This window comes from Acidiphilium sp. MT5, assembly GCF_054767495.1.
On the sequence record NZ_BAABMR010000008.1, the window covers coordinates 13643 to 32500 of the forward strand.

At 56.6% G+C, this 18858-nt stretch carries 14 protein-coding genes, 1 tRNA gene, 2 rRNA genes and 2 pseudogenes; 7 read left to right on the plus strand and 12 right to left on the minus strand.

The window, feature by feature from the left end:
* Window positions 1-295: 295 nt before the first annotated feature.
* The 4 genes from ACYUCQ_RS09740 to maiA all read left to right on the plus strand — a co-directional run bounded on the left by ACYUCQ_RS09740 (window position 296) and on the right by maiA (window position 4988).
* On the plus strand, window positions 296-1537 hold the full coding sequence (locus ACYUCQ_RS09740; RefSeq protein ID WP_460254340.1) for an MFS transporter: 1242 nt from the start codon (window positions 296-298) through the stop codon (window positions 1535-1537).
* 376 nt (window positions 1538-1913) lie between these two features.
* Window positions 1914-2618 carry a glutathione S-transferase N-terminal domain-containing protein gene (locus ACYUCQ_RS09745; protein WP_460254341.1) on the plus strand — a complete coding sequence of 235 codons (705 nt, stop codon included), beginning with the start codon at window positions 1914-1916 and terminating at the stop codon, window positions 2616-2618.
* Between the two features lie 109 nt (window positions 2619-2727).
* Window positions 2728-3987, plus strand: a complete 1260-nt coding sequence (locus ACYUCQ_RS09750) for a chloride channel protein (protein WP_460254342.1) — start codon at window positions 2728-2730, stop codon at window positions 3985-3987.
* 326 nt (window positions 3988-4313) lie between these two features.
* Window positions 4314-4988, plus strand: coding sequence for a maleylacetoacetate isomerase (gene maiA, locus ACYUCQ_RS09755; protein ID WP_460254343.1), 675 nt, complete (start codon window positions 4314-4316; stop codon window positions 4986-4988).
* Between the two features lie 174 nt (window positions 4989-5162).
* Here maiA and ACYUCQ_RS09760 read toward each other — a convergent pair whose 3' ends face one another.
* From ACYUCQ_RS09760 to ACYUCQ_RS09770, 3 genes are read right to left on the minus strand one after another with little or no spacing between them, the layout of a single operon-like run.
* Window positions 5163-5768 carry a TlpA family protein disulfide reductase gene (locus tag ACYUCQ_RS09760; RefSeq protein WP_460254344.1) on the minus strand — a complete coding sequence of 202 codons (606 nt, stop codon included), beginning with the start codon at window positions 5766-5768 and terminating at the stop codon, window positions 5163-5165.
* On the minus strand, window positions 5713-6312 hold the full coding sequence (locus ACYUCQ_RS09765) for a hypothetical protein (protein ID WP_460254345.1): 600 nt from the start codon (window positions 6310-6312) through the stop codon (window positions 5713-5715). The genes ACYUCQ_RS09760 and ACYUCQ_RS09765 overlap by 56 nt, the downstream gene beginning before the upstream one ends.
* Window positions 6284-7564, minus strand: coding sequence for an MFS transporter (locus ACYUCQ_RS09770; RefSeq protein WP_460254346.1), 1281 nt, complete (start codon window positions 7562-7564; stop codon window positions 6284-6286). The genes ACYUCQ_RS09765 and ACYUCQ_RS09770 overlap by 29 nt, the downstream gene beginning before the upstream one ends.
* Before the next feature lie 83 nt (window positions 7565-7647).
* Between ACYUCQ_RS09770 and ACYUCQ_RS09775 the strand changes: the two genes are divergently transcribed.
* On the plus strand, window positions 7648-8310 hold the full coding sequence (locus ACYUCQ_RS09775) for an ArsR/SmtB family transcription factor (protein ID WP_460254347.1): 663 nt from the start codon (window positions 7648-7650) through the stop codon (window positions 8308-8310).
* Window positions 8311-8476: 166 nt separating this feature from the next.
* Here ACYUCQ_RS09775 and ACYUCQ_RS09780 read toward each other — a convergent pair whose 3' ends face one another.
* From ACYUCQ_RS09780 to ACYUCQ_RS09795, 4 genes and pseudogenes are all read right to left on the minus strand, one after another.
* On the minus strand, window positions 8477-8977 hold the full coding sequence (locus tag ACYUCQ_RS09780) for a hypothetical protein (RefSeq protein ID WP_460254348.1): 501 nt from the start codon (window positions 8975-8977) through the stop codon (window positions 8477-8479).
* 1091 nt (window positions 8978-10068) lie between these two features.
* The gene (locus ACYUCQ_RS09785; RefSeq protein WP_460254488.1) at window positions 10069-10437 is read right to left on the minus strand and encodes a hypothetical protein; all 369 of its coding nucleotides are present in this window, start codon (window positions 10435-10437) and stop codon (window positions 10069-10071) included.
* Window positions 10438-10448: 11 nt separating this feature from the next.
* Entirely contained in the window at window positions 10449-10583 is a 135-nt protein-coding gene (locus ACYUCQ_RS09790) for a hypothetical protein (RefSeq protein WP_460254489.1), read from the minus strand.
* 1145 nt (window positions 10584-11728) lie between these two features.
* Window positions 11729-11902, minus strand: a pseudogene (locus ACYUCQ_RS09795) (hypothetical protein); the annotation flags it as partial.
* A 6-nt stretch (window positions 11903-11908) separates the two neighbouring features.
* Between ACYUCQ_RS09795 and ACYUCQ_RS09800 the strand changes: the two are divergent.
* Window positions 11909-12049 (plus strand): hypothetical protein, encoded by a 141-nt coding sequence (locus tag ACYUCQ_RS09800; RefSeq protein ID WP_460254349.1) that lies wholly within the window; start codon window positions 11909-11911, stop codon window positions 12047-12049.
* A gap of 34 nt (window positions 12050-12083) precedes the next feature.
* On the opposite strand, the gene ACYUCQ_RS09805 is transcribed toward ACYUCQ_RS09800, so the two are convergent.
* Entirely contained in the window at window positions 12084-12623 is a 540-nt protein-coding gene (locus ACYUCQ_RS09805; protein WP_460254350.1) for a hypothetical protein, read from the minus strand.
* A gap of 980 nt (window positions 12624-13603) precedes the next feature.
* On the opposite strand from ACYUCQ_RS09805, the pseudogene ACYUCQ_RS09810 reads away from it, so the two are divergent.
* Window positions 13604-14749 (plus strand): annotated as a pseudogene (locus tag ACYUCQ_RS09810) (recombinase family protein); the annotation flags it as partial.
* A gap of 18 nt (window positions 14750-14767) precedes the next feature.
* Here ACYUCQ_RS09810 and ACYUCQ_RS09815 read toward each other — a convergent pair.
* The 4 genes from ACYUCQ_RS09815 to ACYUCQ_RS09830 all read right to left on the minus strand — a co-directional run bounded on the left by ACYUCQ_RS09815 (window position 14768) and on the right by ACYUCQ_RS09830 (window position 18375).
* Window positions 14768-14995, minus strand: a complete 228-nt coding sequence (locus ACYUCQ_RS09815; protein ID WP_460254351.1) for a hypothetical protein — start codon at window positions 14993-14995, stop codon at window positions 14768-14770.
* 292 nt (window positions 14996-15287) lie between these two features.
* A tRNA-Met gene (locus ACYUCQ_RS09820) sits at window positions 15288-15364 on the minus strand.
* Between the two features lie 43 nt (window positions 15365-15407).
* A 5S ribosomal RNA gene (gene rrf, locus ACYUCQ_RS09825) occupies window positions 15408-15522 on the minus strand.
* Window positions 15523-15622: 100 nt separating this feature from the next.
* A 23S ribosomal RNA gene (locus ACYUCQ_RS09830) occupies window positions 15623-18375 on the minus strand.
* Window positions 18376-18858: the final 483 nt, after the last annotated feature.

An 18858-nucleotide genomic window follows, 5' to 3' on the forward strand; every position in this document is an offset into this window, starting at 1 on the left:
AAAGCTGGGCGCGGTATCGTCACCTCGAACCCAACAATTGGCGGTCTGAGAACCATGTTTGAAAAGACCCCACGTTCGCCTTGACACTACGGGCGTTCGTCGTAATTTCTTCTCGTATATTTCTGCAATGCTGCGCCAAGAGGACACAAAATTGTTACTGACGCTCGCGACACGACCTGCATATTTCGGTTGTCCTAGGCCGTAGATCAATCAGCCGAACCGTTTCGCTGCGGCCGCAACGCCGCGCTGAGGCCCTGTGATTGTTTTAACGCACGCGTTCGTCAGGATCACCACGATGTCCCAAGCCGCATTGAATAGCAAAGCCAAACGCCGCCAAAATCCGATGAGCAAGCTCGAACGGCGCGCGAGCCGCAGCTTGGCCTCGATTTATGGGTTGAGAATGCTCGGCTTGTTTCTGATCCTGCCCGTGTTTTCGATTTACGCCAAAACCCTGCCTGACGGGCATAACCGCTTCCTCGTCGGTTTGGCGTTGGGGATTTACGGCTTCACTCAAGCCTGCTTGCAAATCCCTCTGGGTATCGCGAGTGATCGGTATGGTCGTAAGCCAGTGATGATTGCGGGGCTAGCAATTTTTGCGCTTGGCTCGTTCGTTGCCGGTTTTTCACATACATTGCCGATGATTATCGTGGGCAGAGCCATTCAGGGGGCGGGAGCAATCTCGGCGGCGATTTCGGCGATGATCGCGGATTCCACCCGTCCTGAGAATCGCACGCGTGCGATGGCCTTCGTTGGCATGATGATTGGCGCGAGTTTCATCATTGCGCTCGTGGCTGGACCGGCGCTTTACCGTTTGATCTCGGTGCCTGGAATGTTCCTGCTCACCGGCATGTTGGCCATTGGTGCGATCTTTGTGGTGCTATTCGTGGTCCCCGATGTGAAGATGGGCGCATCTGAGCTTGTTCACGCGGACACAGAGAGTGCGCGTGCCGCGCAAAGTGTGAGCCTGTTCACGCCCGCATTGCTCCGGCTGGATTTTTCGATCTTTGCATTGAATTTTATGCAGGTTGCGTTGTTTTTGGCTCTTCCGCTTGCGCTGGTTAATGACGCTGGCATTCCGATTGAGGAAAACTGGATTGTCTATCTGCCCGTTGCCATCCTTTCTTTCATTGTGGCAATTCCAGGTATTATTTGGGCCGAGACGCGCGGCTATATGAAACATGGCTTTATCGGTGCCGTCGCGTTGATGGGCATTGCCATGATGGGCTTTGCAGCCGGATATCATGACATCATCGCCTTGGTGGCTGCACTCTTCGTGTTTTTCGTTGGCTTCAACCTGCTCGAGGCGCTGTTACCCTCCCTGGTCTCGCGCACGGCGCCGCCATCGCGCAAAGGTCGCGCGCTTGGCGTTTACAATACCGCTCAGTCAATCGGGCTCTTCGCCGGCGGCGCGGTGGGTGGGATCGCGGCCGACCTCGGCGGTAGCGTCGCGGTTTTTCTCACATGCGCCGCACTCGGGCTTATCTGGTTGATCGTATCCGCTTTTGTTCAACCGCCAGCCAAGCACTCGATTGGATGAAGCACTCGGTCGGATCAGGTTTATGGTTGGGGGATGTCGCGCCCAAGGCCACCGCTAAGCGCGGTTGTGAATGTTGAGCCTATAGGTTCGGCCGACGAGTTTCGCTGCCGCGTTCGTGAACCCATCAGGGCGGCGAAACAGATAACGCGAGGCTTTTGCATGCAGGGCCTCACGAGCGACAGCAGCAGAACCTTGACAATTTCCCCTGTCTGAAGCTTTGATTCGAGGCGCGCCGCGCTTGCCTCTCTGTCGCGCGTGCCTACGCGCTGGCGGAAAAGATCAAAATGCCACCTTCAAAAACGACACCTATGGTCAGCAAATGAACGCGCCAACTGCTGTTCGGCCAGTCAGCCACCAACGCAATGGGAGCGATAGCGTGAGCACGAAACTCCGCCTCTTCGATCTCGCTGGCGCCGACGAGGATCTGCGGTTCAGCCCGTATTGCTGGCGCACGCGACTTGCGCTGGCGCATAAGGGCCTCCCGGTCGAAACTGTTGCCTGGCGATTCACTGAAAAGGACGCCATCGCCCGATCCGGCCAAGGCAAAGTGCCGGTTCTCGTAGCAGGTGACAAATGGCTCTTCGAGAGTTGGGAAATCGCCAAGTATCTCGAAGATACGTATCCGGACCGTCCTTCGCTGTTCGGCTGTCTACAAGCTCGAGCGTCTGCGCACTTCGTCAACCAATGGGCAAGCGAAGTTTTGCATCCGTCGGTCGCGCGCGTGATCGTGCCCGAGATTCCTGCTGCCCTGCACGAGAAGGACAAGGAATACTTCCGCGCCTCGCGTGAGGCGGCGTTCGGGAGGACGTTCGAGGCGATTGCTGCCGAACGCGGCGAAGCGCTTGATGCATTGAATCGCACGCTGGCCCCGTTGCGTAGCACGCTCGCCAACCAGCTTTTCCTGGCCGGGACCGCGCCAGCTTACGCTGACTACGCCGTCTTCGGCGCCTTCCAGTGGGCGCGCGTTATCAGCTCCGTTGTGCTTACGACCGCCGAGGATCTGGTTTCTGCCTGGGTCGACCGCATGCTCGACACCCACGGCGGGCTTGCGCGCTCGGCGAAGCGGTTGGCCAGCACCTAGCCAAGTACTTGAACATCTTTGTGGGACCTCGGGTCGATGCTTCCTCTGGCCCGCCTTCGAATCGCGCGTGAATTTTTAGAACATTTTTGCTTGAAGGAGACAATTCGCAGTGCAAGCGGTGAAACAAAATCTGATCTTTGTTCTAGCCGCGATTCTCACCGGGCTGATTTCGATTGCGTTTGGAATCGGAGTCGTGCGCGCCAGTGCCCTCTTTACCCATCTCACCACCCACCGGCTGTGGCTGACACTACTGCTGTGCCCTGTCGGGTTGGCTGGCATTGTGTTCCTGACCCGCACGGTGTTCCCCGGCGCGCAAGGATCGGGCATCCCACAAGCAATCGCCGCCATGTCGATGGAGAACCCGACCGACGTCGACACTGTGCTATCGGTCCGCATTGCCGTGGGTAAATTTCTACTGACCCTTGCCGGTTTCGCTGCGGGAGCCTCGATTGGCAAGGAAGGCCCGACTGTACAGATCGGCTGTGCTGTGATGAATATCTGTGGCCGGTTCGGATTGGAACGTAGCCATGCGCTGCAACGCTTACTGATTCTGGCCGGCGGGACGGCAGGTATTACGTGCGCGTTCAACGCGCCGGTCGCCGGCATTTTGTTTGCCATCGAGGAGATGGCCGGTAGCTTTGACGATCGTCTGGCGCGATCAATCATCCTCGCGGCCTTTGCCAGCGGCATCACGCTTCTACTTCTCCTTGGTTACCAGCCGTACTTTGGCTTCTCTCGAGCCACATTGCCGCTGGGGCTGATCTGGCTACTCGTCCCACTCTGCGCAGTGATCAGCGGAGTCGCGGGTGGTGCATTTGCACAGGTGCTGGTTACGCCGACACGATTTATGCCAGGACCGGTCAACCGACTTGCAAAGGATCACCCTGTTGGTTTCGCGTTGCTGTGTGGCTTTATCTTGGCCGGACTTGGCCTGATTTCACACGGACAGATCTTCGATGCGAGCTATGGCGAGGCGCATGAAGCCTTGACCAAGGGCGTGCTGCCGCCATTCGATTTCGCGCCGCTCAAGTTCCTTGCGACACTCGTTTCCTATCTTTCGGGCGTTCCCGGAGGCATTTTTGCTCCATCACTGGCCGTGGGCGTAGGAATTGGGACAATATTCAGCCATATCGTGCCGGGCGTCCCGGTGACGGCCTTCGCGATGGTGGGGATGGCAGGCTATTTCTCGGGCGTGGTTCAATCGCCACTCACCGCAACCGCGATCGTGATAGAGATGACCAGCAACTCAGCAATGACGGTCCCGGTTGGCATCGCTGCGATCCTTGGCACGATGGCTTCGCGATTGGTCTGCAAGGAACCTGTCTATCACGCTATGGCACATCAGTTCCTTCGCGTTGTCGAACATTAGCCGGTCGCTTAACCTAATGCGGCACTGCCAACAAGAATTGGCGCCGCAGAACCGGTGTTTCGAGCCAACTGGACCCAGCGGATCGCGCTCGCAATACTCGCGCCGAAACGTTTGGCCGCCTGTCGCCGCAACATACCGCTGTCGACTGCCGCCACCACTCGTTCGCGGAGAGCCAAAGATAGAATTCTCGGCATGCGTGGCAACCTCTTTCGCCAGCACAAAGCTTGAATCAACTTTTATCCGATTCGGGAAACCTCGCCGATTCCTTCCGCTCGAAAAACGCACTAATGACGTCTCGGGCGATCAATCAAGGACAGGAGCGTGATATGGATAACGAACCGCGATTTGAGCTTTTTGCGTTCTGGCGCACATCGGCCACGTATCGGGTGCGGGTCGCGCTGAACCTGAAGGGCTTGCCGGTGACGGAGCGGTTTGTCGATATCGATGCCGGGGAGCACCGAGGTGCGGCGTTCCTGGCGATTAATCCGCTCGGGGCGCTCCCAGCGATGATCGATCGGGGCGAGGGTCAGAGCCGAGTGCCATTGACCCAATCGCTGGCGATTTTGGAGTTTCTGGAGGAGAGCTATCCGTCGCCGGCGCTGTTGCCGGTGGACCCACATGGGCGGGCGCGGGTGCGTTCGATTGCGGCGATGCTGGCGGCCGACACGCATCCGTTGATTACGCCGCGGGTGAAGAAATATCTGACCGGGACCGGCGGTTTCGACGATGCGGCGTGGCGGGCCTGGCAGGTGCATTGGTTCACTGTTGGGCTGCAGGCGGTCGAGGCGCGGCTGGCGCGCGAGGTGGAGACCGGGGTATTCTGCCATGGGGACGCGGTGAGTATTGCCGATATCTGCCTTGCGAGCATCCTCGTGGTGATGCGTATATTCAAGATCGAGGTTGCGGCGATCCCGACAATCGAGCGGATCATGCACGCGTGCGAGCAGCAGACGGCGTTCGTGCAGGCCAACCCGTTCATCCAGCAAGGCGCCCCGGGGTAAGGGCGATTGTTTCCTCGACGGGTTAACCACGATTGACGAGCGCGTCGATCTCCTTACGAGAAATTGCGTCCATTCGATTGCCAACACCCAATATTGCGAACCTAAAAATAGTCAGAAATCAACAAGAAATCAGATCCGCGCACAGGTTTCCTTATGTAGCGAATGGACGGCGCTCTATTTTTTAGCCGAGATCAACGTTTCGACAATCGATCGTATGTCAGGATCGGCGTAATCCCGCCCGCCGACCGCTTTATAGGCAATATGTCCGGTTTTATCGATCAAGAACGTGGTTGGAATGCCCGCGACATGAAAGGCGTTTGCGACTTTGCTCTTTTGATCGAGGAGGATCGGAAAGGTTGGCGATGGCGTCAATTGACCCAGATACGCGAACACAGCGCTTTGCGTCTCACCTTGATCCAACGCCAGGATTTGCAGGTCTTTGCTCTTGATCGATCGGTGCAGACGTTCAATCGACGGCATTTCGGCACGACATGGCGGACACCAAGTCGCCCAGAAATTGATCAGGACCACCGTGCCTCGAAATTGTTTCAGCGAGTAGGTTGGACCCGCCACGCTGGGTAATGTGAAATCAGGTGCTGGCGGGCGCGGCGCCAAAGCCGTCATCGGCGCACGGATACCGGCTTTGGCCGACCCGGTGAACACAAGCCCCGCAGCCGCAGCGCCCAGCGTCACCAGGGCGCTACGGCGCGTGCGATGCCTTGGTTCATTTGCGGTCAGCGCATTGAACGTGGCGGAGGGTGGCAGTGTGAGTGTGTCCATGATCAGTCCAGTGATAAATTAGGTTGAAGCGTGTGCCGGGTTTGAGTTTGATCGTGGTGAAACCTTCGCCCCAATCACCCGGCTGAAACGTCTGCTGTGCAGGAAAGATCGAAAATCCGTAATCAACACCCTGCGCGCGCCAAATGCGCTGCCAACCGCGTTTGCTGCGCAGCCTGTGCCGAATGTGATTGCGGGTCACCGCCCGCCAAGTGGCGACGTTGTAGGCAATTGCTGATCCAGCATTATTGCGCGCGTCGGTGCCGAACACGCAATAGTTGGCGATCCGATCAACGTTTGCGGGCGAGGCGCCCATACCCTCATAGATGGCACGCACATTGTCGGGTGTCAGTTGTTGCAGCGAAAGACTGAAACCATCCTGAGTATTCGTCCAGGTCAGCAGACCCGATTTTGGGTCTCTATGGGATATGGTTGCGGCATTCGCGCTCGCGGCCACGCCGATACCGGCCAACAAGACAGCCCAAATCACGCGGCGTTGAATGAAGCCCCAACTCATATCAGACTTTTTGGTGGTTCGGTCGAACAATTCGAACATCCTTCGCAATCCAAAGCCCTGACATCACAACCAACGCTGCGGTCAGCCACATCACCGGGCGCACCGCATCGGCGAGTTGCGCAACACCGCCGAGCAGAACCGCGCCGATCGCGTAACCGGTATCGCGCCAGTAGCGATAGGTGCCCAAGGCTTTACCCCGCATCAAGGGTGCGGTCAGGTCCGACATTGCCGCGATCAGGTTCGGGTAGAGCAATGCCATACCAACCCCCATCAGGGCGGCGGCAGCCAGCCAAATGGCGGGTGTCGAGCCGGATGCGGTCATCGCAATGCCACCAGCGAGCAGCATAAAACCCGTCACAATCGGTGCCTTGCGTCCAATGCGATCGGCGAGATGGCCGGTCCAGAGTTGGGATAGACCCCAGACCATGGCATAAAGTCCGGTGATCAGCCCAATCATGCTAAGCTTAAGCCCTGCCCTTTGGAATAATATCGGGAACAGAACCCAGACCAGCGTATCGGCGATCTTGTTGACCACGCCGCCCTGGCACAGCGCGCGTGTTGCCTGGTCCTGGAACGAGACCCGCATAAAGACCGCACCCCAGCCTGGAGCGGGCAAGGGTTCTGCCGGTTGCGCGCTCTGCGCATGCTCCGCCCGAACCCAGGGCAACGTGTCGCGAAGCATGGTAGATAAGGCCAACGCCGCCACAATGGTCGCTAAACCAAAGCAGAGCAGGGCAATTCGTGGCCCGTAAGCCAGGGAGAGATCAGCGGCAACAAACCCTGCCAACCCGACAGCGATATAGCCAACGGCCTCATTGATCCCCACCGCGAGACCGCGCTGATGGCTCGCCGCCAAATCGATCTGACTGGTCACGGTCATGGTCCAGGTAAGACCCTGGTTGATACCCAGAAAGATATTGGCCGCGATAATCCACCACCAGTTCGGCGCGGCGTAAATCAGCAGCGGGATCGGCACACCGGCAAGCCAGCCCGCAATGAGAATGGGTTTGCGACCGTAATGGTCAGACAAGGTTCCCGCGACAAGATTGAGCACCCCCTTCACCAAACCGAACGAGAGCACGAAGCTGGCAAGGAACAAGAACGCACCGGGCTTTACGCCGAAATCCGCACTCAGCGTCGGCAAGACAGCGCGCTCCATGCCGATAATCAGACCAACGAAGAACACCTGGCACGCCTGCAATCCGAACTGACCTTTGTTCAGCCGGATGCCGCGCCGTAATTCTGATAGGCTGGCGGTGATGGGCGTTCTCCCTCTACTCACGATGTTCAACGTGGGTGATCTTGACACGGCGTCGATCGTGTTCAATCACTCTATTCGTTGAATGATTGAGTGAACTCACCGTGATGTCAAGCCCCAGTCCGAAACACCGCATTTTTGCCAGCCTTGCCGACATCGCCCAGGCGATTGGCCATGCAAGCCGGCTGGATATTCTCGAGCATCTGGCGCAGGGGGAACTCAGCGTTGAGGACTTGGCGATGCGAACCGGCCTGTCGATTGCGAACACCTCGCGACATTTGCAAATCCTGCGCAAGGCGCGTCTTGCAGAGCCGCGCCGCGCGGGAAAGCGCATGATCTATCATCTGGTCGGTGAGACGGATGTGATCGTTCTACTGAGCGCATTGGGCCGGATTGGTGAGCGTAATAGCGCGGAAATCCAGCTTGTCATGGCCAACTATTTCGGCAAACGGGATATGCTGGAGCCACTAACGCGCGCCGAGTTACTGGCACGGATCAAAGCGGATAACGTATTGCTCCTCGATGTCCGCCCCGACGACGAATATGCAAAGGGGCATATCCCCACCGCCATCAATATCCCACTTAGCGAGCTCGAGGCGCGGATGGCGGGCTTACCGCGCGATCGATTAATCGTCGCCTATTGCCGGGGACCATATTGCGTGTTCTCCGTTGAAGCCGTCGCTCTCCTGCGGGCGCAGGGTTTCGAAGTTCGGCGCCTGGAAGATGGCCTACCCGAATGGCGGACGGCAGGGTTAATGATTGAACCGTGACGCCGGTTCCGTGGTTGGGTCTGGGATGCCAATTCCAGCTAATGACCACTCAGGCAAATGCCAAGGTAGACATGAGCAACATTCTTATCGCGTGCCCGACGCGCAGGATCAAGGCTGGCGAGCCGTTGATTGCCCTGCTTCCGGCCCGACGGGCACGCGCCATTCATCAATGATGGATGGTCGCAGCGGGCACGATTGTGCGGAAGATTGCCTGTTGGTTTGAATTCAGCGCTGCATAAGCCTTCAAATGATAGGGGACCATCGCCATTCCAACATTGGTTTGGGCCTTGCCGACCGCATCAATATCAGCAGTGATTTGCTGCAAGCTGGGATTTTGTTGCGCGGCGTCCTTTTCATATTGGGCGTATTTGGCCTGCAAGACGGCGACAGCGGATTTGGTGGCGTCGACCATGCCCATGGCCAATATCTTTTCCTGCTTGATCTGCGCGGGCGTCAGATTAAGCACTTTAGCGCGGCGCAACACCCAGCCCGGACCGGGATGGTGGGCGCGAAATATCATGGGGAAGCCGAGTGAATGTGACCGGAAATAGAGCTTCCAAGACGCCACCTTCGCGGGAGCAGGGTGGGCTGTCGTTGCGGCAAACGCCGAGGGAACGATGGCGACGAATGCCAACGCTGCGGGGAAGATCAGAGTGTGAAGCTTCAAGTCGTGTTCTCCTTGAGATCGAGGCCGAGATGGTTCTCGCCCCTCCCACCGTTCGCATCAAGCGGCTCTCAGGTTACGGTCATTGAATATAAATATTCGTGAGGTTGCCCAGGTCAATCTGCCGTGAGAGGCCGCAGAACAAGATGCGTTGAAGTTGTTGGGTAAATACTTCGAGAGCGCGCCAGTTATGCGGCACGCTCAATTGTGTATGAAAAAATTGTTATAATAACGGTAGGGTTCGGCCTGGCCACTTATGTGGCGTGCACGTGCTAAAAGGTGCATTTTTTTCGGAAATTATGAACCATATGAGACCAAATAGCATATCCACTCGCCCCACAAAAGGTATAAGTCAGATCTTCTCGGACGTGACACTTGACGTCTGAAGCCAGCCGGGAGGCCATCGCGGTTTTAGCGCCAGCCAACAAGCACACGCCCACCCGCCCGCTACATATCAGGTGCCGCGCCATCATCATCGGGATCGGGCGCATCGAGAACCGGTTTTGGTTCATTGATGGGAGCGGGGCGAATGATCGGATTATATCGGAAGGGGCGCGGCGCAAGAGTTTCGGCGCATGGCGGTGGAGGTGTAGGGGATGATGGCTGGGCTGTTGGTTTTGCCTCGTCGATGTCCGCGACCGGGGTTGGCGTTCGAGCGTGCCCATCACGCTGGTCGGACCGGATCGCTGGTGTTGCCCCACCGCCCTGAGCTGGCAGCGCAGCCTGCATCGCAGACTGAGTATCAGGCTGGATTGTCGCTGACTTGAGCGATGGACCGCCCATAGCTGGAGGATAGCCAGCGACCTGTGGAGCGCCCGAACCGGACGGGATGATTTTCTTTGGAGAGCGTGTTGATGGATCAATGATATTGTTGCGCGCAGGCTGGACCGGTGCCGCCCGCGCCCGCACGCGCGGCTTGATCTTAGCCGATGGGCCGCTGTCTGCATTCGGCGACATACCAACCGCTTGGGCAGCCGCGCGCGCCATCATGCCGATTTCCGCGCGCACGCGACCCAGAGCCGTTTGCCAGATTGATCGTTGCGGCGCGGACGGCTTTTTTTTCTGATGAACCATTGCCGCATCGCGCGTAGGCTCTATTGAAGCTCGTCCGCCTCGCCTTGAGTTGGTGCCGGGGGCAGGCGCGCCAGAATTTCCTCGACCAGTTGGATGAGCAGCGCCTGATTGCGGCTGATTTGCTCGACCTGCGCCAGCAACGTCCGCGCGGCGTTGCGCTGCGCGCCCGTCGGGCCGTCCAGCAAGTGGGCCGCGATCCGATCGGTCTGTGCCGCTATGTGTTTCGTATCGGCCCCCATCTGCAGAAATTTGTCCTGCAGTTCGCTTGTCGTCTTCGGCATGGATTGTTTTCCGGTTGCTGGTGCCGGTGTAGGCCCCGTCGCCCGAGCTGCTGTCTGGCTGGTGGGCGGATTGTCGTTGGTCAGCTGGCTGGTCGGCTCGTTGGTCATGTTTGTACTCCTCAGGTTGATCCGACTTCGGGCAAGTCGAAGGGGATGATGGCGACGATGAAGTTAGATCCGGTAAAGGCGGCGCTGCCGTGCCACGAGCCGATATAGGCTCCATCGCTCGATCCTGCGCATCCGCGGACACCCATATCGGATCGGCAGCGGTAACGGGGTCGATACCGGATATTGCCGGTTCAATTGGCGCTATATCGCGCGGCAAAATAGCGCCGTTCATGGTGCCCAGACCATTGAGGGGCCCATCAGCCGCATCAATTGAACCCGCCTTCTCGGTTCCATCATGGGACACCGAGAATGACGCAGCGTCATCAATCAAGCCGGCAACCTGATTGAGTGCCCTGTCATCCCACGCGCCCACGGCCGCATAACCAGTCTGAGCAGCGCAGAGTTCAACGCAGAGTTCCTGTGCAGCATGATCGATCAAAGTGGCAATCTGATCGAGCGTCCCGTGATCCCAAGGCGATAGCTCGCTCGTGCCCGGCGGTGCCATCGGCGCTTTCATGCCCTCGTTCTCAACCAGCAGGGCTGCCGCATCATCAATAAGTCCATAAACCTGATCGAGTGCTTCTTCACTCCACGCTGATATCGCCCCCTCTCCAGCGATGGCGGAGATCATTTCTTCAGCAACATCATCGATAAATGCCGCACAACCCGCGAGCATCGCATCATCATCATCATCATCATCATGATCATCCGCTCCGGTGGTGGCCGGTGCTGTCTGATGATCGGAAGAATCAACTGGCCCGCGATCATCCTGTATGTCGGCGAATGCAGTTTCCTGCCGCAGCTCGGCCAATAGGGGCAATGGCAACGGTGCGATTCGCGCCTCGACCAGCGCTGCTGCGACCCACGTCCCCGTCTCGGCATGAGCAGACTGTCCAATGAGCCGGGCCAGGGGCAAGACCACCCCGCCCTGATCAACCACAACAGAAACTTGAACCCCTCGGGCGAGCACCAGACCTTGCTCCGCCAAGGCAAGCTGGAACGAATGCCCGTCGTCACTGAACCGCCACGCCTCAAACACCACTCGGGCAATCCGTTGATGATGATTAGCGGCAGCGGCCCCACGCAATCGTCGCGGTGCTATGATCCTGGTGACGGGACGCCTTTGATCGAGCAATCCAGCTTCCCTCATACTGGCGACAACGTCATACCGCCCTTCCCGCTCCAGCGCAGCTGCAACGGCCCTATTATGCCCGCCGGCTATATGCTGTTCGCCAAACTCATATTCCACAACCCGCGCGATTTTCTCCCGCCGCGCATAATCATGGCGAAGATCAACAACCCGGCCGTCACGCTTAACCAAGCCATACACATAATGCCGGTGATCGCGCCCATTTTTAGAATGATGCACCGCAAGACGTGGTTGCCCGGCGAGATCGAATTCAGACTCGTAAAGCTCTAAATAACGTTGATATTGGGCCTCAGTCCACGCGCTGCTTGGACTCACGCACAGATGCAGGATTGGCCGAGCCGTGCGCCCATGCTGGCATCGCGCAACGATCTCACGAAGCTGCGATCCAAACTGATCAGCGACAACGCCCCGCGCGGGCAACTCGACGACATCATCATTGTCAGCAAGTTCCGTGAGGTATGACGCCAGCCGCGCATCCCCCCTGCCGCGTACAGCCTTATTGATCATTGCGACACCCCTCAAGCCGAGCCGTAATGAACGCCGAGAGTTCGCGCATCAGTTTAATGGCTTCATTGAGCAGTCGTTGGTCATTAAATGTCGGATCGTCCTTAGACGGCCCATGAAGAATTGCGTGGCTTTGTCGTAACGTGGCGAGGCAGTTATATAAATCTGCCAACCCATCAGCGATTCTGACCAGATCAGCGACATGCCGCTCAGGTTTACGTAACACCGTTCGCGGCGGGAACGCTCGATTGAGGCGCGGAGGGGATATCGAGCCACAAATCCCCGACGCCATATCAGGCTGCGCCAGATCGTCTTTACTATTGCCCAGCGCATCCGAGGCCGATGGGTCTTTCATTGTACCGGGCGTTTGCGCTGCTGGAGCCGCGTCGGCGATAATGCGCCGAAGCCAACCCGCCAACGAAAGACCCTGCTCGGTCGCGATCGCGGCGCAACGCTGGGACAGATCCGCGGTCATGCGTAATGTCACCACCTGTGATAACTGACGATTTTCTGAACCGCGTTGACCGGGCATTAGATTTTGCTCCAGAGTAAGGCGCGGCCAATGGCTGGGAGTGCCATGAACAAGCGCGGACTTTTGCCGTGACCAGCTACGAACCTGCGTGGATCTTCATCATGGGCGCGGTAATCACCATGCCTTGTTATTCTTACGCGCGTTATACTTATAATCATTATACCCAAAATCTTTATACTTACGTCAGCCGGATATAATATGGTTATTAACACCAAGTATCTCAGGATACCCAACAATGCAGAAAAACCCGACAGCAAAGCGCTGACAATATATATGACATTGTCATATATTTTATCGATACCCGGGTTATCTCGAATCGTTGTTTTGTCCATGCAGACTTGGTATCAATCAATTATGCAAAGCACATAACGAATATTAATATTTTTATGATCATTTTTCCACATGCCAGCTATGCCTAATTTAAATATCGATTTACTATCATAAAAACCGTTGTATTATTCTAAAGTTTTTAAGTCGATATTTTTTGTCACATAACTATCAGACAGTTTTTATGGGTAGATCAGAATTTTTCGCTTGGTCTTTTACATATCTGCACCGTAAGCGGATTTATATGAGCAAAACGATTCGCGCTCTGACATCCAAAAAGCGCTTGAATGAACAAGCGCCATGCGGGGCTGCGTCTCACATCGTTAATCAAAATCAAGTCTTTGATCAGGACCAAATCAACACCGCCACGCTTAATCTCGCAAGGCTCCTCGGGCGCCAGCTTGCCATAGAGGAGTTCGGGGCACCCACATCACCCACATCACCGACAACAACAACCAAACAAACGGCTACGCCAACAAACAAAACCTCAAGATTGGTAGCACCATCAAATACCACCCCCTTGCAACGGTCCGAAGAGAAGACCACCATAGTGCAACAGATGGCCCAATGCCCCTTGCCCAAGATAATTGGATCTCGGGCAGGATACCTCAACCCACTGCCAGACGAATAGCAACTTCTTTATGAGCACATTGATGGATAGCCCCCGCGTTGCCCTGTATGCCCGTTACTCCACTGACATGCAGCGTGCATCGTCAATCGAGGATCAATTACGGCTATGCCGCGAGCACGCGGAACGGATGGGCTGGAACATTATCGACAGCTATTCGGACCGGGCAATCTCCGGGGCATCAATGATCCGTCCCGGTATTCAGGCACTCATCGAGGATGCAGGACGCGGCGCGTTTGATATCGTGCTTGCTGAAGCGATGGACCGGCTATCCCGAGATCAAGAGGATATCGCTGGACTGTTCAAACGTCTCCGCTTTGCCAACACGGCAATCGTGACCATCGCCGAAGGCGAAGTTGGCGAGATGCATATCGGGCTGAAGGGCACGATGAATGCACTATTCCTAAAGGACCTCGCGCAAAAGACCCATCGTGGATTGCGTGGCAGGGTCGAAGCAGGACGGTCGGGTGGTGGTAATGCCTACGGCTATGCGGTTCTGCGGGGTTTTGGCCCGGACGGCACGCCGATCACTGGCGAACGAGAGATTGTGGCAGCAGAAGCCGACATAGTGCGCCGGATTTTCCGCGAATTCTCGTTGGGTAAATCGCCCCGGACCATTGCTGCCGGCCTGAACCGCGAACAGATCCCGGCGCCCGGCCGCAATGGCTGGGGGCAATCAACGATCAATGGCAATGCCGAACGCGGCACCGGTATTCTGAACAATGAGCTTTATATCGGCCGCCTCGTGTGGAACCGGCTGCGCTATCTGAAAGATCCCGTGACCGGCAAGCGGGTGTCGCGGCTCAATCCACCAGAGAAAATTATCACCATCGACGTCCCGCATTTGCGGATTGTCGATCAGCCTCTCTGGCAGGCGGTTAAGGATCGGCAAGCCAAGACACATAAGAGCACCCGTCCTGACCTGGACCGTGCGGGCACCCCCAACAAGGTCGACGGGGTATCCGTCCGGCCCGGCACGACGCCGCGCTTGGGTTTCTGGTCCCATCGACGCCCGAAGCATCTGCTGACGGGCCTGATGCGCTGCAGCCAATGCGGCGGAGGTTTTGTAAAAGTGAGCGCCACCTTGTTCGGATGCGCTACGGCTCGGAATAAGGGCACTTGCGATAATCGCCTGAACATCAGAATGGATCGTTTGGAGGATCTGGTCTTATCGGGTCTACGGGATCGATTAATGGATCCTGCCGTCTATGATCAGTTTTTGGCGGGATACATTGCCGAGCGCAATACGATCCTGGCTCAACGCAATGCCCAGTTTGCCGGCGCGCAGGCTGAGCTGGCGCGGATCAAGGCGCGTCAGAAGAGCCTGCTCAACGCGCTGGTCGAGGGCGTGCCAACGCGAACGATTAAGGATGAGCTGATTGCACTCGAAGCTCGCGAAGATGAGCTGAATGCCCAACTCTCTGCGCGACCTATTTCGGAGCCATCGTTACATCCGAGACTTGCCGATATGTATCGGGAGAAAGTGGCAGCGCTGCATGAGGCGTTGCGAGACCCAACGATTCAAGACGAGGCGTTTACGATTATCCGGACGTTGGTTGAAGAAGTGCGTCTGGTTCCGGAGGCTGGTGCCTTGCGGATTGAGCTGCGTGGTGCGTTGGCTGGAATTCTTAGTTTAGCGATGGGCCGGGGTGCTGGTGTTGGGACCGTGGGTTTGGGTTCCACTGCTGTTCTTGGGGAGCAAATGAAGATGGTTGCGGGGATAGGATTTGAACCTATGACCTTCAGGTTATGAGCCTGACGAGCTACCGGGCTGCTCCACCCCGCGGGTGTTGTGTGTGTTGGTGTGTTATATTTCGATAGGTTGGAGGACCTGGCGGCGACCTACTCTCCCGTGCCTTGAGGCACAGTACCATGGGCGCTGGGGTTTTTCACGGCCGAGTTCGGGATGGGATCGGGTGCGGGCTCCCCGCAATGGCCACCAGGTCGTCCAGCCTATCGATTAGGTTTGGTGAGGTTTTGGTGCGTTTTATGTGTGTGATGCTGTGTATAGACTGAGTTGGTGTCTATGCATGGTGGGGGTGGGGATCTCAAGTTCGATCGGGTGATTAGTACCGGTTAGCTGAGAGTGTTACCACTCTTACACACCCGGCCTATCGACGTGATGGTCTATCACGACCCTCAGGGAGACCTATTTTCGAGGTGGGTTTCCCGCTTAGATGCTTTCAGCGGTTATCCCGTCCATACTTAGCTACTCGGCTGTGCCACTGGCGTGACAACCGATGCACCAGAGGTATGTTCATCCCGGTCCTCTCGTACTAGGGACAAATCCTCTCAAGTCTCCAACACCCACGGCAGATAGGGACCGAACTGTCTCACGACGTTCTAAACCCAGCTCACGTACCACTTTAATCGGCGAACAGCCGAACCCTTGGGACCTGCTCCAGCCCCAGGATGTGATGAGCCGACATCGAGGTGCCAAACCTCCCCGTCGATGTGGACTCTTGGGGGAGATCAGCCTGTTATCCCTAGAGTACCTTTTATCCGTTGAGCGATGGCCCTTCCACGTGGAACCACCGGATCACTATGGCCGACTTTCGTCTCTGCTCGAACTGTCGCTCTCGCAGTCAGGCGGGCTTATGCCATTGCACTCAGCAGCCGATGTCCGACCGGCTTGAGCCCACCATCGCGCGCCTCCGTTACTATTTAGGAGGCGACCGCCCCAGTCAAACTGCCCACCATGCAGGGTCCCGGACCGGGATAACCGGTCGCGGTTAGACATCAAAAGCGCGCAGGGCGGTATTTCAAGGGTGGCTCCACACAAGCTAGCGCCCATGCTTCAATGCCTCCCGCCTATCCTACACAGCACTCTTCTGATGCCACTGCAAAGTTGCAGTAAAGGTTCATAGGGTCTTTCCGTCTGACCGCGGGTACCCCGCATCTTCACGGGGAATTCAATTTCGCTGAGCCGATGCTGGAGACAGTGGGGAAGTCGTTACGCCATTCGTGCAGGTCGGAACTTACCCGACAAGGAATTTCGCTACCTTAGGACCGTTATAGTTACGGCCGCCGTTTACCGGGGCTTCAATTCAATGCTTGCACATCTCCTCTTAACCTTCCGGCACCGGGCAGGCGTCAGACCCTATACGTCGTCTCTCGACTTCGCAGAGCCCTGTGTTTTTACTAAACAGTCGCTACCCCCTCTTTTGTGCCACCCGCCCATGGTTGCCCACAGACGGGTCTCGCTTATCCCGAAGTTACGCGAGCAATTTGCCTAGTTCCTTCAGCATCGTTCTCTCAAGCGCCTGGGTATTCTCTACCAGTCCACCTGTGTCGGTTTCGGGTACGGTCTATTCGCTGGAGCTATTTCCTGGAATGCTTAAAAAGCCCGGTCAATCCGATAAGACCGAACAACATCTCGCATTCGTCACTTCCAGCAGGCGGAGGAATATTCACCCCCTTCCCATCGACTACGGCTTTCGCCCTCGCCTTAGGAGCCGGCTCACCCTGCGCGGATTAACCTTGCGCAGGAACCCTTGGACTTTCGGCGACAGAGTTTCTCACTCTGTTTGTCGCTACTCATGTCAGCATTCGCACTTCCGATACCTCCACCACCCCTCACAGGTATGGCTTCACAGGCCTACGGAACGCTCCGCTACCGCTTGCATGACCTGACGATCACGCAAACCCACAGCTTCGGTATGTGGCTTTAGCCCCGTTACATCTTCGGCGCAGGATTTCTTATTTAGACCAGTGAGCTATTACGCTTTCTTTAAAGGATGGCTGCTTCTAAGCCAACCTCCTGGTTGTTTTGGAATTCCCACATCCTTTCCCACTTAGCCACAATTTGGGGACCTTAGCTGGTGGTCTGGGCTGTTTCCCTCTCGACGATGGACCTTAGCACCCACCGTCTGTCTGCCGCGCAAGACACTTCGGTATTCGGAGTTTGGTTAGGTTTGGTAAGACTTTGGGTCCCCCTAGCCCATCCAGTGCTCTACCCCCGAAGGCATACACACGACGATCTACCTCAATAGATTTCGCGGAGAACCAGCTATCTCCGAGTTTGATTGGCCTTTCACCCCTAGCCACAGCTCATCCCCGACTTTTTCAACAGGCGTGGGTTCGGCCCTCCAGTGCGTGTTACCGCACCTTCAGCCTGGCCATGGCTAGATCACTCGGTTTCGGGTCTTCTGCCCGCGACTGAACGCCCTGTTCAGACTCGCTTTCGCTGCGCCTACGTCTATCGACTTAAGCTCGCCGCGAACAGAAACTCGCTGACCCATTATACAAAAGGTACGCCGTCACACCATAAGGTGCTCCGACTGCTTGTAGGCATCCGGTTTCAGGTCTCTTTCACTCCCCTCGTCGGGGTGCTTTTCACCTTTCCCTCACGGTACTTGTGCACTATCGGTCACCAGGGAGTATTTAGGCTTGGAGGGTGGTCCCCCCATGTTCAGACAGGATTTCACGTGTCCCGCCCTACTCAAGGCCCCAACATCTCGCTTCGCATACGGGGCTATCACCCGCTATGGCCGGACTTTCCATTCCGTTCTGCTGCTTAATGTTAAGGCACTGGCCTGCTCCGCTTTCGCTCGCCACTACTCACGGAATCTCTGTTGATGTCTTTTCCTCCAGGTACTGAGATGTTTCAGTTCCCCGGGTTCGCCTCTACAGCCTATGTATTCAGCTGCAGATACCTATCGCTAGGTGGGTTGCCCCATTCGGATATCCACGGATCAACGCCTGCTCGCGGCTCCCCGTGGCTTTTCGCAGCGTGCCACGTCCTTCATCGCCTCCTGGTGCCAAGGCATCCACCGAATGCCCTTATTTCACTTGAGATCTCTACTCACCACCGCAATCATCCCATGCTCTCACACAGAATTACCACGGTAGCCCACCATGCATAGACATCATCACAATGCCTACACACAGCGCATTCACACGCTCTGAACACTTGCAGAAAACCATCCTTCGGTCACAGCTTACGCCATGGTTCCGGGTCAGACACCCAAGATGATCCCTACAGATTTTTGCTCCTAACACACCAAACCTCACAGGTCTTACAACCCACAAAGCCCAGCCATGCCAAGCACAAAAATACGCGCGTCCAAAAACGCACCAATCCTATTCACCAATCAAAGAACAACACCCCGGCACACCAAAATGCACCGAGAGATCAACACAACGATATTCTTGCAAATACCGTATTCTTTTACCCCCACATCAGTTTCTCGCGCCGTCCCTTACGCCAACACGCCACCATACCAATCCGAAAGTGACCCCAAAAGCCTCGACCCTGCACAGCCAAATCATGGGCTACGC

Coding starts and splice junctions, on each gene's coding strand:
- ACYUCQ_RS09740 (WP_460254340.1), top strand. CDS start 296: ATGTCCCAAGCCGCATTGAATAGCAAAGCCAAACGCCGCCAAAATCCG.
- maiA (WP_460254343.1), top strand. CDS start 4,314: ATGGATAACGAACCGCGATTTGAGCTTTTTGCGTTCTGGCGCACATCG.
- ACYUCQ_RS09760 (WP_460254344.1), bottom strand. CDS start 5,768: ATGGACACACTCACACTGCCACCCTCCGCCACGTTCAATGCGCTGACC.
- ACYUCQ_RS09775 (WP_460254347.1), top strand. CDS start 7,648: ATGTCAAGCCCCAGTCCGAAACACCGCATTTTTGCCAGCCTTGCCGAC.
- ACYUCQ_RS09785 (WP_460254488.1), bottom strand. CDS start 10,437: ATGACCAACGAGCCGACCAGCCAGCTGACCAACGACAATCCGCCCACC.
- ACYUCQ_RS09790 (WP_460254489.1), bottom strand. CDS start 10,583: ATGGGTGTCCGCGGATGCGCAGGATCGAGCGATGGAGCCTATATCGGC.
- ACYUCQ_RS09800 (WP_460254349.1), top strand. CDS start 11,909: ATGCAGGATTGGCCGAGCCGTGCGCCCATGCTGGCATCGCGCAACGAT.
- ACYUCQ_RS09805 (WP_460254350.1), bottom strand. CDS start 12,623: ATGCCCGGTCAACGCGGTTCAGAAAATCGTCAGTTATCACAGGTGGTG.